The organism is Flavobacterium sp. OHVDL-2026-0007 (assembly GCF_059882335.1).
In genome coordinates, this window is the sequence record NZ_CM187612.1 from 1733869 (window position 1) to 1748808 (window position 14940).

At 35.2% G+C, this 14940-nt stretch carries 11 protein-coding genes; 1 reads left to right on the forward strand and 10 read right to left on the reverse strand.

Annotated elements, in window-relative coordinates:
• Positions 1-4: 4 nt before the first annotated feature.
• The 10 genes from AC51AA_RS06515 to AC51AA_RS06560 all read right to left on the reverse strand — a co-directional run bounded on the left by AC51AA_RS06515 (position 5) and on the right by AC51AA_RS06560 (position 12023).
• A complete protein-coding gene (locus AC51AA_RS06515) occupies positions 5-1489 on the reverse strand; it encodes a xylulokinase (protein ID WP_500704936.1) in 1485 nt (494 codons plus the stop codon).
• A 3-nt stretch (positions 1490-1492) separates the two neighbouring features.
• On the reverse strand, positions 1493-1636 hold the full coding sequence (locus AC51AA_RS06520) for a hypothetical protein (protein WP_500704939.1): 144 nt from the start codon (positions 1634-1636) through the stop codon (positions 1493-1495).
• 438 nt (positions 1637-2074) lie between these two features.
• Positions 2075-2428, reverse strand: a complete 354-nt coding sequence (locus AC51AA_RS06525) for a GntR family transcriptional regulator (RefSeq protein WP_500704941.1) — start codon at positions 2426-2428, stop codon at positions 2075-2077.
• Positions 2429-2616: 188 nt separating this feature from the next.
• Positions 2617-3648 (reverse strand): glycoside hydrolase family 43 protein, encoded by a 1032-nt coding sequence (locus tag AC51AA_RS06530; protein WP_500704943.1) that lies wholly within the window; start codon positions 3646-3648, stop codon positions 2617-2619.
• Between the two features lie 27 nt (positions 3649-3675).
• A complete protein-coding gene (locus AC51AA_RS06535; RefSeq protein WP_500704945.1) occupies positions 3676-5109 on the reverse strand; it encodes an MFS transporter in 1434 nt (477 codons plus the stop codon).
• A gap of 220 nt (positions 5110-5329) precedes the next feature.
• A complete protein-coding gene (locus AC51AA_RS06540) occupies positions 5330-6436 on the reverse strand; it encodes an endo-1,4-beta-xylanase (RefSeq protein WP_500704947.1) in 1107 nt (368 codons plus the stop codon).
• A gap of 119 nt (positions 6437-6555) precedes the next feature.
• Positions 6556-7734 carry a mannonate dehydratase gene (gene uxuA, locus AC51AA_RS06545; protein ID WP_500705618.1) on the reverse strand — a complete coding sequence of 393 codons (1179 nt, stop codon included), beginning with the start codon at positions 7732-7734 and terminating at the stop codon, positions 6556-6558.
• 27 nt (positions 7735-7761) lie between these two features.
• Entirely contained in the window at positions 7762-8499 is a 738-nt protein-coding gene (locus tag AC51AA_RS06550) for an SDR family NAD(P)-dependent oxidoreductase (RefSeq protein ID WP_500704949.1), read from the reverse strand.
• Between the two features lie 19 nt (positions 8500-8518).
• Positions 8519-10684 carry an alpha-glucuronidase family glycosyl hydrolase gene (locus AC51AA_RS06555; protein ID WP_500704951.1) on the reverse strand — a complete coding sequence of 722 codons (2166 nt, stop codon included), beginning with the start codon at positions 10682-10684 and terminating at the stop codon, positions 8519-8521.
• Between the two features lie 307 nt (positions 10685-10991).
• Positions 10992-12023, reverse strand: coding sequence for a LacI family DNA-binding transcriptional regulator (locus AC51AA_RS06560; protein ID WP_500704954.1), 1032 nt, complete (start codon positions 12021-12023; stop codon positions 10992-10994).
• A gap of 239 nt (positions 12024-12262) precedes the next feature.
• On the opposite strand from AC51AA_RS06560, the gene AC51AA_RS06565 reads away from it, so the two are divergent.
• A complete protein-coding gene (locus AC51AA_RS06565) occupies positions 12263-14893 on the forward strand; it encodes a glycoside hydrolase family 3 protein (RefSeq protein WP_500704956.1) in 2631 nt (876 codons plus the stop codon).
• The last annotated feature ends 47 nt before the right edge of the window (positions 14894-14940 follow it).

Consider the following 14940-nt stretch of genomic DNA (forward strand, 5'->3'; position numbering starts at 1 on the left):
TTCTTTATTTTTTATGTGTTAATATAAACTCTAATTCTTGTTTCCATTTTTGATACGCCTTGTCATAAGGCTCTTTGTTTTTAAGCGGCAAAAAAGTCATTACGTGATCATTGGTCGTAATGCTTGATCCGAATTTATCGTAATCGCCATCTTTCAAACCTACTGCTCTTGCAGCTCCAACTGCTCCCGTTGTATTGTAAATTTCGATTTCATGACCAATTAATGTAGCTACAGTATTCGAGAAAATCTCGGAGCGGAATAAATTATCATTTCCTGCTCTGATCACATTTATAGAAGCGTTATCCTCTTTTAAACATTCCATACCGTACACAAATGAAAAAGCAATTCCTTCTAATGAAGCTCTGAACAAATGCGCACTATTATGAATATTCAAATTCAGATTCAAAAAGTGTGTCCCTATGTTTCTGTTGTTAAACATACGCTCGGCACCATTCCCAAATGGAATCACTACTACTCCATCTGAACCAATGGTAATTTTTGATGCTTTTCTGTTCATCGATTCATAGGTTTCATCACCCATATTATTTCGCAACCAACGGTACTGAATTCCGGCTCCGTTTATGTTTAATAATTTACCTACTCGCGGTGTTTCAACTTCGTAATTGACATGCACAAAATTATTTACCCTTGTACTTTTCCCTGCAGACATTTCACTCACTGCATAAAAAACACCAGAAGTTCCTCCGGTTGCAGCTACCTCACCAGGCTTTAACACATTTAAAGATAAAGCATTATTAGGCTGATCTCCCGCTCTGTATACCACCGGAATTCCAATTGGCAATCCAGATTCTTTTGAAGCATTTTCGCTTAAAGTGCCTTGATTGCAAAAATTCTCTACAATATCCGGAGTTAGTGAAGAATCAATTCCATAGTAATCTAACAACCAATTAGCTACTTTGTTCTCTTTATAATCCCAAAGCATTCCTTCAGACAAACCATTTTTTGTTGTCGTAATTTTACCTGTCAACTTATAGGCAATATAATCTCCTGGCAACATGTATTTATATACCTGATTATAAATCTCAGGCTCATTTTCTTTAACCCATTTTAGTTTGGATGCAGTAAAATTCCCTGGAGAATTCAGCAAATGTTCCATACATTTTTCCTGTCCTATTTCGGCGAAAGCCGTATTTCCAATTTCAACAGCACGACTGTCACACCAAATAATAGAATTCCGAAGTGCCTTTCCATTTTTATCTACAACCACCAATCCATGCATTTGATATGAAATTCCGATTCCCAGAATTTTTGAAGCTTCAATATTGGCCTCGCGAATCGCTCTTTTGGTTGCCACACAAATATGTCCCCACCACACTTCTGGATCTTGTTCTGCCCAATCTGGATGCAATGAAACTATTTCCATCTCATTTTGCGGTTCATGCAAAACAATTATTTTTTTTCCTGTTTCGGCCTCTACCAAGGCAACCTTGACAGACGAGCTTCCGATATCATATCCTATATAATACATAACTTATAATGATTCTCTTAAAATTAAATTCGTTGATACGTAACACTGAACAACCTCATCGCGGGTAATAAATGCCGCGGCTTTTGTTCCTAATTCTTTAAAATCAGTTGAAACAACTGAGATTCCTTTGTATATATTTTTTTTCATTAGCGTTTCGTTATACGACAAAAAAACAACATCTGTTACTAGCTCATAATTCTTCTATTTGCATTTTTCTGAAAAATGACATAAAACACTTCCTATCAATCTGATGTAAACAATACTTTTTTATAAATTAAGCATTTTAGGATCGGTAATAATTTCGTGTTTGAAATCAAAATCAATACAGAATTTTTTAAAAAAGTCCAATGTCTCTCTTGGATGACTGGTATAATTTGGATAAACAAAAACCAAACTTTTGTACTTTTTAAACAAAGCTACTACCTCTGTTAAAGACTCATAAAGTCCTTTTCCGAAATCCTAAAAAACCTAATTGTTCAGCTTTTCTTCGTAAATGCTCCAGTCAATCAGTAATAACTTTTCATTTGAAATTACTGCAAAATTGGCGACACTTCTTTATGATCAAAATTCATCACGACGTATTTATCATATTCCCAATACTATTATTATGATCGTTTTAAAAACATTAATCTTATAGTGATGAAACTGAACATCTGTAATCACATTATCGGCAAGATTATTTACAAACGAATGATACAAGACCTCTTTATATGCTTTAAAAGTATCTAATACTAAAAGCCCTTTTCTGGTTTTACCCGAAACACAACACCTTTTATTAGACACCAAATCAATACTATCTTGCTCTTTTAAAACAGAATAGGCCTTAAAAACGGTATCTCTTGACAACTGATTCGCTTTGCAAATTATATTCACCGATGGGATCGAATATCCTCTTTGTAAAATATTCTCTGCAATGGCATTATTGATTCCGTTCACCAATTGCTGATACTTCGGATCATCACTTTGATGCTTTATTCTAAAGAAAAATTGTTAAAAATTTTTCATCCATACTATTCTGTTCTGTTATGATAGTAGAGGTGTTATCTTTTATAATAAAAAACTAACTGTACTAAAATCGCGAACTTTTTAAAAACCATTCGCTAATATCTACTAGCAAAAATATCAGTTTATTGCACTTCGTATTCTCCATAAGGATCAATGGTCACAATTCGTCCATCCTCGAGATAGTCGATTTTAGTCATTTTCATATTTCGTAAATGCGTTACTCCTTTTGACAAACTAGAATCATGATAAAATAAATACCATTGGTCCTCCACTTTACAAATAGAATGATGCGAGGTCCAGCCTACAACCGGATTTAATATTCGGCCTTGATACGTAAAAGGCCCATATGGTGTGTTTCCAGTGGCATAACAAATAAAATGAGTGTCCCCGGTAGAATATGAAAAATAGTATTTTTCATTATACTTATGTACCCAGGCAGCCTCAAAAAAACGTTTATCATGGTCTCCAGCCAATAATACTTCGCCATTTTCATCCAAAATTTTGATTTCTTTTGGTTCTTCGGCTAATCCCAGCATGTCATCGCTCAATAACGCAACTATTGGCCCTAAAGCAACTTCATTATCTGTCGGTTCTTCATGATCCGTATGGTACTTATTGTTCCTGTATTTTTGAAGCTGTCCACCCCAAATACCTCCAAAATAAATATAATACTTTCCGTCATTATCCTCAAAAACAGCAGGATCGATACTAAAACTGCCTTTAATAGGTTCTAACTCCGGTAAAAAAGGCCCTGTTGGAGAATCACTACTCGCCACGCCAATCTGAAAAATTCCGTCAGGACGTTTCGCAGGAAAATACAAATAATATTTTCCATTTTTACTAGCTGCGTCAGGCGCCCACATCTGCTTTTCTGCCCATGGCACATCGTTTACATGTAAAGCCACACCATTATCAATAGCCTCGGAATCGATATTCTCCATTGAAAACACATGATAATCTTCCATACCAAAATGATCTCCATTGTCATTAAAAGGAATACCAGCATCTATATCATGTGAGGGATAAATATAAATTTTACCATTAAATACATGTGCCGATGGATCCGCAGTATAAATATGGGATACCAAAGGTTTAGAAATGGCTTTCTTATTAATTTGCTCGAAATTAATTTCTTCAATACTGTCTTCAGGCATAGTCAATTTTTGTTTTTTATAAAATAATTAAGTTCTTCTTTGTTTTAAATCTGTCTCTATTTGTACTTCTGTTTTTTTATCAATTTTATAGAAAAACATTAAGACAACCCCAATTAAAAAGGGAATAGCAGGAAAAATACTAACCAATAATTTTATCCCGTTTATTGTGAAATCAGTTTGATGTAACGAATTTGGGACATAGTCAAAACAGCCTAAAAATAAGGTCGTCATTGATCCACCTATACTTAAACCTGCTTTTAGGCCTACCATCATAGCCGAAAAAATGATCGCTGTTGCACGACGGTTATTTAACCATTCTGAATAATCAGCAACGTCAGCAATCATAGCCCACAGCAGCGGAATTGTGATTCCATAGAAAAATCCATGTAAAATCTGAAAGAAAAACATGAGATTAACGGCTCTTGGCGGAAAAAAATAAAAGGCGATAATAAATAAAGTCGAAACGAATAAAAATGAACCGAATACATTTCTCTTACCGTATTTATCCGCCAAATTTTTAGACAAAGTAATGCCCACAATCATAAAGATAATACCACCTGCATTAAACAATCCAAAACCTGCAGAAACAGGATCATTCCCAAAATGATTCAATCCTATTTTTGACAACATCTCTAAAATGGGCTGAATAAAAAGGGCCAACTGTTCTTTATCTACATAATTTTCAAAATAGTATACATAAGAACCTCCTTTCATTGCCAGAGTAATAAATACTAATGTTGTAAGACTTAACATGATGATCCAAGGTTTGTTTTTCATTAAATCTCTTAAGTCTTCACCAACACTGGATTTTTGTTCCGGTTTTGGAATAATGCGCTCTTTTGTTGTTAAAAACGTAATCAACAGCATAATTGTACCAATAATTGCCAGAACAGTCATTACCTTTTCGATTCCTATCGCTTTGTCTCCATTTCCTGCGCTTTTAATAATCCCCAACATAAAGACCTGAACAAAAAATTGCGCAAACATTACGGCTACAAAACGATAGGAAGACAGACTATTTCTTTCTTTCATGTCCCCCGTAATGACCCCGCTCAAAGCCGAATAGGGTAAATTATTACTGGCATAAAAAAGCAGTAATAAAGTATACGTTACCACAGCATAAATTACTTTTCCTTGATAGGAGAAGTTTGGGGTTGTAAAAGCCAATAAAGCAATAACACCTAGCGGTATCGCTGTTATCAATACCCATGGTCGGAATTTTCCCCATTTTGTAATGGTTCTATCTGCTAATATGCCAATAATAGGATTAAAAATAAAAGCAGCAATTAGTCCCACAACGAGCATTATGATCGAAGAATGTGTAGGAGATAATCCATAAATATCAGTATAGAAATAAGCCAGATAAGTCATCAAAGTCTGGAAAACTAAATTCGCAGCAAGGTCTCCTAAACTATAGCCGATTTTTTCTTTAATCGATAATTTTTGTGAAATGTTATTCATTATTTATGTGGTTATTTTGGCTTGAAATTAGATTTTATTTTTCTAAATTCAGAATAGTTAATGTATACTGCAAAACAAGTATTCAGTAAAACAATCGGTTGTGTAAAATTATACAAAAAGAACAAACACACAAGTGCGTATTACACAATTAAATGAATATAATTATTAAGCGCATTCGGTTGTGTATTTACTAAAAAAAAGTACTTTTAAGCACCCTTTTTTATTGTTTTATATCTTTCTGCTTAATTACCTCGAAGTACGCTTTCTTAGGTTTTAAATCTTTATCAATTAACAATGGGTAATTTGTTCTACCTTTTATAGGCCAGTCATTTAACCAGGATTGTCCATCATGAACTCCCCAAAATGTTACTCGGCTAATTTTATCTTTATACTTTAAAAACAATTTAAAGATTGAAGCATAACGCTCAGCAAGCTTAACCTGCACAGAATCCGGAAGTGTTTTAGGATAAGGATTCATTTTACCATTTCCTTCAAAATTCTGATTAACATTAGCACCATCTAAATTTTTCGGATTTGGCAATACCGAAATATCAAGTTCCGTAAATGCCACTTTAATACCAAGGGCAGAATAGTCCAAAATACTTTTCTCTATTACATCCAGTGATGGATGATCCAATTTCCAATGTGCCTGAATCCCCACACCGTCAATTTTTCCACCGCCTGCTTTAATCTTTTTGATCAAATTAATAGTACCTTCTCTTTTGGCAGGCTCCTCATTGTTATAATCATTATAATATAAATCCACTTTTGGATCTGCAGCAGCGGCTAATTTAAAAGCATCAACAAGGTATCTTTCTCCAAGTGTATTTAGAAAAATGGATTTTCTTAAAGTTCCATCCTCGTTTAAAGCTTCATTTACTACATCCCAAGAATCAATCCTGCCTTTATATTTAGAAACAATTGTGGTAATATGATCTTTCATAAAAACCATCATTTCTGTACTATCCTTAATTTTCTGCATCCAAGGCGCCAATTGGCTGTGCCATATTAAGGTGTGACCATGAATAAACATTTTATTCTTCTCACCGTAGGCTACAAACTTATCAGCTAATGTAAAATCATATTTGTCTTTTGAAGGATGCATAAACATCGATTTCATAATATTCTCCGCCGTTATAGCACTAAACTCTTTTGTAATTAAAGAATCTTCCTTGGTGTTTTTTTCTTCAATCTGATCTTTACTCAAAGCTGTTCCTATATAAAAATCATTTTTATAGCTGTCTTTTAAAGAAATAGCATTTTTTGTATTACAACTGCTAAAAATCACAAGAGACAAGAACAGTACATGGGGACTAATTAATTTCATTTTTCTGATTATAAGGTTAATAGTTTATTTTTATTTCTTAATAAAATTTAGAATTCTGGCTGTTTTCAATTCGCTCTGAAAGCAGGGACTTTTAGTTTAGAAAAATATTATTTTCGCATTTAATCTTTTTGTATCAATTCGTTCAGCTTGTAAGCAATTCCTATTTCTAATCCTCTTAATTCAGCAAGACCTTTCAATCTTCCCACAAGTGAATAACCAGGATACGTTTCTTTTGTTTCATCAACCGAATGCAAGAAACCATGATCGGGACGCATCGGCAAACTCACTTTTGTTTTGTTCATTAACAAAAGAATCTTTTCTACCATAACTTCCATCTTAGTATCCCCTTTTAAATGCTCAGATTCTCTAAAAACACTTTCGCTTTCACGCAAGGTATTTCGAAGATGCAAAAAGTGAATTCTCTGGCCATAATCATCGATAATGCGCTCGAGATTATTATTGGGATCTGCGCCCAATGAACCTGTACAATAACACAATCCATTTGAGTTTAAAGGAACAGCCTCAAAAATGGCTTTGATGTCCTTTTCCGTAGAAACAATACGCGGTAATCCCAAAACCGAAAACGGTGGATCATCGGGATGGATCGCTAATTTTGAACCCAATTCCTCCGCAATTGGAGCCACTTCTGATAAAAAATAAATAAGATTTTGTCTTAGTTTTTCATTGTCGATATCAGCGTAATTATCCAATAATGATAGTATTTGTTCTGCTGTGAAACTAATTTCACTTCCAGGTAATCCTAATAATACATTTTTAAAAAGCAACGCTTTCTCTTCTTCCGAAAGTTTACATCCAAATCTCAGCGCCTTTTCTTTCTCTATTTCAGAATAGTCGTTTTCAGCACCTGGTCTTCTTAAAAGAAAAACATCAAAATAAGTAAATGCTTCTTGATTGTACAGTAAAGCTTTACTTCCGTCCGCATTCCGATAATTATGATTCGTTCGAACCCAATCTAAAATCGGCATAAAATTATAAGTGATAATTGTAATGCCGCAATCTGAAAGATTCTTTATACTGATTTTATAATTTTCAATGTATTGCAAATAGTTCCCAGTGGCTCTTTTTATCTCCTCGTGAACCGGTAAACTTTCAACAACTATCCATTCTAGTCCTGCGTCTTTTATGATTTGCTGTCTTTCTTGGATTGCTGAAACTTCCCAAATTTCCCCTACCGGAATTTGATGCAAGGCCGTTACTATTCCCGTTGCTCCGGCTTGTTTAATGTCTACTAATTTTACAGAATCCATAGGTCCAAACCATCGCATTGTTTGCTTCATTTTTATCATAATACTTCCGATTTAAAATTAGAATCCGATACTGTTCCCACCGTCGACAGGTAAGATAGTTCCCGTTACATATTTTGATTCGTTTAGAGCGAAATAATACACCGCATCGGCAATATCAGAAGGGTCTCCTAAAAATCCCATTGGTGTTCTCGAAAGCACTTTGTTTTTTCTTTCAGGATCATTATCAAGCGCTTTAGAAGACATTTTTGTTTTAATAAAGCCAGGTGCAATACAGTTTACACGAACACCTACCGGTGCTAATTCTACTGCCATTGCCCTTGTCATCGATTCTATTGCCCCCTTACTAGCCGAATACGCAATCACTTTCGGAATTCCATATTGGGAGGCCATTGAACTAATGTTTACGATACTTCCTCCCCCATTTTCTTTCATGTTTTTCACCACTTCTCTGCTTACCGCAAAAACACTCAAAAGGTTAGTATGAATTATGGATAGAAATTCTTCATCCGTAACATCTGAAAACTCTTTTTTTAGATTGATTCCGGCATTGTTTACTAAAATATCTATAGAATTATCTTTTGTTATGCTTTCAATCATTGCAGGAATTCCTGCAATGTCATTCAAATCAAATAAAAACGGAATGGCATTTTTACCAATTTCCGCACAAGCTTCTTCTGTCTTTTCTTTTGATCTTCCAATGATATACGTTTTGATTCCGTTATCACATAATTTCTTCGCGGTTGCAAAACCTAAACCTGAATTTCCTCCGGTTACAATGGCTGTTTTTGTGCTCATTCTCATTTATTTTGTGTAATTAATTCCCAGGTGCAAATGGAAATTTTAATGATTTGAAATACTCTAATGTTTGTGCTGGTTTCTCTACTCCTACAGGTAATTCTTTACCTGAATATTGCTGAAAATAAAGCAAACAGGCATCGCGCCACCATCTTGCTTCTTTATACTGAATTTCTAACAACATCTGAACTTCTTTAAAACGTTCTTGATCAACATATTTTTCAGTTTTATTCCAGGTATTTTGCATTTCCAGAACCTGATTAACACCTTCCTGATACTTTAAAGCCAAACCATTCCAAAGCGTTTGACCGTTTTTTAGTTTATAATCCCAGGACACATGATGAAACCATAATAAATCTTCCTCCGGACAGGTTTCAGCATTGTCAAACCTATTTGCTGCTTCTGAAGCATATTGAGCAGTGGCATTTGTTCCTGTTTTAGATCTGTTGAAACCAATCCCTTTTTTATCTGCTTTGTGGTAATACGTTGGATTCCACTCCGGCCTGGATAAATCAGAAACCCAAGGACCTGGACCATAATGATGCCCCGTATCCATAATATGATGTAAACCTAGTGGCGTCATATAATTTACAACTGCCTCTCGTGATACAATCATCATTTCTTTAATCGGCTTGATGAAGTTTTCATTGTTCGAGAAAGTACTTCTCAACCATTCATCTGCAATCGTTTCTGGATCCAAATAGGGATCCCAGGCTAATCTACCAAAGCCGTACCAATTTGCCTGCCCAAAAGGGTGACCTGTCCAGTTAAGATCATTACCTATATTTGAAACCCCCGCAATTCCGGTAAGCTTCTGCGGACTTAAAGAACCGTCAATTACTTTTGCAACTGTTGATCCTTTGCCTTTTTGATAAGTATCAGATGCTAAAACTTCCTGAAATAATTTGGGCAAATAAACCAAATGCGTGCTAAATCCTAAATATTCCTGTGTAATCTGAAATTCCATCATCAAAGGGGTTTTGGACATGGCACCAAACAACGGATGAAAAGGTTCTCTAGGCTGAAAATCGATCGCTCCATTTTTTACCTGCACAATTACATTGTCTTTAAATTTTCCATCATAAGGCTGGAATTCAGTGTAAGCCTGTTTTGCCCTATCATCAGCGTCATGCTCCGAATATACAAATGCCCTCCACATGATTACACCACCAAAAGGCGCTACAGCATCGGCCAGCATATTGGCACCATCGACATGATCTCTTCCGTAATTTTGAGGTCCGGGTTGTCCTTCTGAATTGGCTTTTACCAGAAACCCTCCAAAATCAGGAATTCTTTTATAGATCTCTTTCGCTTTATCTTTCCACCAATTTTCAACTGCAACATCTTTTGGATCTGCTGTTTTTAAACCTCCAATTTCGATTGGTGCTGAAAAGCGAGCTGTTAAGTACACTTTGATTCCATAAGGTCGAAACACCTTAGCCAACGCTTCTACTTTTTCTAAATATAGCGGAGTCAAAATCAAAGCATTGGCATTTACATTAGTCAAAACTGTCCCATTAATCCCGATGGAAGCATTCGCTCTGGCATAATCAATATAGCGCTGATCGATAAAATCAGGTAGTTTTTGCCAATTCCATAAAGAAAAGCCGGCATAACCCCGCTCGACAGTTCGATCTAAATTATCCCAATGGTTTAATACCCTAAGGTTTATTTTAGGAGAATCAACAATGTTTAAATTTTGGATTGATTTATGGTTCTGCAATACTCTTAAAAACCTATAAACACCATATAAAACTCCAACGTCATTTTTTCCGGTAATGACTATTTGTTTTTTGTTTTTTAATGAAATGGTTTTAATAATAAAACCTTCGTTGCTTATTCTATCCAAATCCGATGCCAGTACTTTTTGCAAATCCGAATTTAAGCCCGTTTGACAACCCACAATCAAATTATTTTCTCCTTTGATTGCTGATCTAACTTCAAGTTTATTTCCGAGCATACTGGATATTCCCGCTTCTAATTCACCTAAAGAGATTTTAGATGTTTCAGAACTTCCCAATGAAACAATTCCATCTAGATTACTTTTATATTCTGAAGCCATTACAGTATTTTCTATCTTATGGTATTGAAGCCATAATTTATAATCCTGCTGAGCGAACGAAGACCAGCAAACTGCAAAAAGGAGTAAAATTGATCTAAAAAAAGTCTTTTTTAAGTGTGTCATTTTAGTAGCTGATATTTTATTTTAATTTTCAAACACAATCGTTAATTAAACTAAAAACATTACTATTTGGCAAAAAAAATGCTAAAAAATTATATTATAAAGAATATTAGACGATCCGCAATCGGTTGTGCTAAAATACAAAAATATGCCAATAAAAAAATAAAAAACAATTTATTTTACTATTTCATTCTTTTCTATATGATATTAAATCATCAGTAGGGATTTAAACACAGAATTTATAACAAAAAAAAATACCCTGTTAATAAGGATATTAACAGGGTAAAAGATGATCGTTTTAAAATAAAACCTAAATCCTCTTGGAGGATTCACGTATTAGGACCTGAGTATTTAAAAATGTTATTTCTCTGGCATCCTCTTCGTTTATCGATTTTAAATTTTTGATAATCAGCTCCGCTGCGGCCTTACCCATTTTCTCGGCAGGATGTGTTACAGTAGAGATATTAGGTTCAATGATTTCCGAAATCGGATCATTATTAAATCCTATTACAGCAAATTTTTCTGGTACTTTTATGCCTCTTTTTTTAGCCGTCTGAACTGCGCTTACGGCAAGAATGTCTCCAGGTGCAAAAAGACCATCAGGAGGAGGTTTTAAATCAAATAATACATTACACGCCTTTACCCCTTCTTCATAGGTCATTCTTTCAAGACTTATTATCAGCTGTTCTTCTACTGGGAGTTCATGTTCTAGTAAGGCATCAACATACCCTCTTTTTCGCTCATTGTAAAGAGTTCCAAATTCCGATCCGGCAGTTAAATGTGCAATTCTCCTGCACCCTTGCTCAATGAGGTGCTTTGTTGCCTTGTAGCCCGCCAGATAATTATTGATTACAACACGAAAAGTATCATAATCCTTGGGCACCCTGTCAACAAATACAAGAGGAATATTATTATTGGAAAATTGCTGAAAATGAGAAGTGTCCTTGGTTTCCATTGCCAGCGAACAAATAACCCCACTTACTCTATTACTATATAAAGATTTAGCTAAATCTACCTCTGTCTCATACGAATCATGTGACTGCATAATAAGTACCGAATATTCAGATTTTTGAGCCGCAATTTCAATCCCACTAATCAAAGAGGACAAAAAGGGTTGCGTTATCGTTGGAATCAAAACACCAATAGTTCTTGATTTATTACCCCGCAAACCAGCAGCCAAAGTGTTGGGTACAAAACCCATTTCCTTGGCAGTTTGCTTTACCTTTTTAATCGTCTTATCACTAATAGTATGATGATCTTTTAAAGCTCTAGAAATTGTTGATGTTGCCAGATTAAGCTTCTCGGCAATATCATATATCGTTACATGTTTATGTTCTTCCATTACTTATTATCGTATAATAAGTAAATGTAATTATTTTAATTACACGACAATCTATTCCTTATACTTTTAGCACAATATAAGTATTATTATCGTTTTTTAATCGATCCTAATGGTAAATTGTTATTTTTTTTAAACATCTATTGAAAGATTTTTTTTTATATCAAAAAAAAAATCTTTCTTTACACAATCGGTTGTTTAAAACCATCGTATACTATTTATAAATCATAAAAAAAAACCTTATGAGATCTAAAAAATTCAAACATATACTACTACTGTTTATCATAACGTGTTATTGTTTTGGACAAGAAAAAAAAGCAAGGTTTCTATTTCAAGACCCTAACCTGTCTTTTGAAGAACGGGTAAGTGATCTTGTGAGTAGGTTAACATTAGAAGAAAAAGTATCTCAGATGCTTAATTCATCCCCCGCAATCCCCCGCCTGGGAATAATTGCTTATGACTGGTGGAATGAAACCTTACACGGTGTAGCAAGGACTCCCTTTAAAACGACGGTCTATCCACAGGCAATAGCCATGGCAGCCACATTTGACAAAAATTCTCTTTTTAAAATGGCTGATTATTCGGCCTTAGAAGGAAGGGCTATTTACAATAAAGCATTAGAATTAAACAGAACCAACGAAAGATATTTGGGACTCACCTACTGGACACCTAATGTTAACATTTTTCGCGATCCCCGTTGGGGAAGGGGTCAGGAAACTTATGGCGAAGACCCCTACTTGACTAGTATTTTAGGCGATTACTTTGTCAGAGGTTTACAAGGTGATGATCCTAAATATTTAAAAGCTGCCGCATGTGCCAAGCATTATGCCGTACATAGCGGACCAGAATCTTTGCGTCATACCTTTGATGTTGACGTCACAGCTTACGAACTTTGGGATACTTATCTTCCTGCGTTTAAAAAATTAGTAACCGAATCAAAAGTGGCTGGAGTAATGTGTGCTTACAATGCTTTTAGAACCCAACCCTGTTGTGCCAGTGATATTCTGATGACAAATATACTGCGTAACCAATGGAAGTTTGATGGCTATGTTACCTCAGACTGCTGGGCAATTGATGACTTTTTTAAAAATCATAAAACCCATCCCGATGCAGAATCAGCAGCTGCAGATGCAGTTTTTCACGGCACTGATATTGACTGCGGTACCGATGCTTACAAAGCTTTGGTTGAGGCTGTAAAGAATGGAAAAATCAGCGAAAAACAAATCAATATTTCAGTTAAAAGGCTCTTTATGATACGCTTCCGACTTGGAATGTTTGATCCTGTCGCAATGGTTAAATATGCCCAGACGCCTTCTTCTGTTTTAGAAAGTCCTGCCCATAGTGACCATGCCTTAAAAATGGCCAGAGAATCAATGGTTCTGCTACGAAATGAAAAAAATACCTTGCCGCTGAGTAAAAAATTAAAAAAAATTGTGGTTCTAGGCCCAAATGCAGATAATTCTATTTCAATATTAGGAAATTACAATGGAACTCCAAGTAAATTGACTACTGTTTTAAAGGGTATTAAAGAAAAACTAGGCAGTAGCACAGAAATTGTTTATGAAAAAGCAATCAACTTTACCAATGATACTTTATTAGTGTACCAGAATCTTAAAAATCAATACCATTACGAAGGAAAACTAGGCTTTAAAGCAGAATATTATGACAATATCGATTTGTCCGGAAATCCTGCAGCGGTAAGAACTGAATCGGAGATCAATCACTTTTGGCAGGAAGGTGAAGTTGTAATTAAAAATATTAAAGCCAACCATTTTTCAGCGCGTTATACCACAAATTTCACAGCAGACAAGGATGGATCTATTACATTTGAACTCAACGCTGACGATGGCTATCGCTTTTTAGTAGACGGAAAGGAAGTCGTAAATGCTTGGGGGAAAAACCGCTGGGGAGAAAAGACTTTTAAACTAAACACCAAAAAAAATACGGTTTACAATTTAATACTGGAATATTGGCAGGGAGAAGGAAAAGCTAACGTAGCCTTAAATACGGGAAATTTTGAAAAAACCGATTTTGAAAAATTAGTGGAACGAAATAAAGATGCCGACGCTTTTATTTATGTTGGCGGAATATCCCCACAGTTAGAAGGCGAAGAAATGCCTGTTAACTACCCAGGATTCACAGGAGGTGACCGTACCTCTATCCTACTTCCTAAAGTCCAGACAGACCTTATGAAGGCCCTAAAGACTTCAGGAAAACCAGTGGTTTTTGTCATGATGACTGGTAGTGCAATTGCCATCCCGTGGGAAGCAGAAAACATCCCGGCAGTCCTAAACGCTTGGTATGGAGGACAAAGTGCAGGTACAGCTGTTTCAGATATATTATTTGGTGATTACAATCCTTCAGGAAGACTTCCTGTTACCTTCTATAAAAGCGACTCAGACCTATCTTCTTTTATAGATTACAGCATGGATAATAAGACTTATCGCTATTTTAAAGGTCTTCCTTTGTATGGTTTTGGATATGGTCTTAGCTATACTTCCTTTAAATATGATCAATTAAAAGTTTCACCTATAATAAAAAAGGGCGATAGTGTTTCCATTTCGGTTAGAATAACCAATACCGGTACTGTTCAGGGTGAGGAAGTTGCTCAATTATATGTAATCAATCAGAACCTATCTGTAAAGGCACCGCTGAAAAGTCTAAAAGGGTTCGAACGTCTAAATTTAAGAACAGGAGAAAGTAAAACAATCATCTTTACACTTTCTGCCGAAGATTTATCTTCTGTTAGCACGACAGGTAACCTTGAACAATATTCCGGAAAAGTCAAACTTGCCATCGGAGGCTGCCAGCCAGATGAAAAAAATCACACACAAAATAATATCGTCACTAAGATCATTCAAATAAACAACTAATATACCATCAAGAGGCCTAATTTAAAGGTACTATTATTAATATCAAG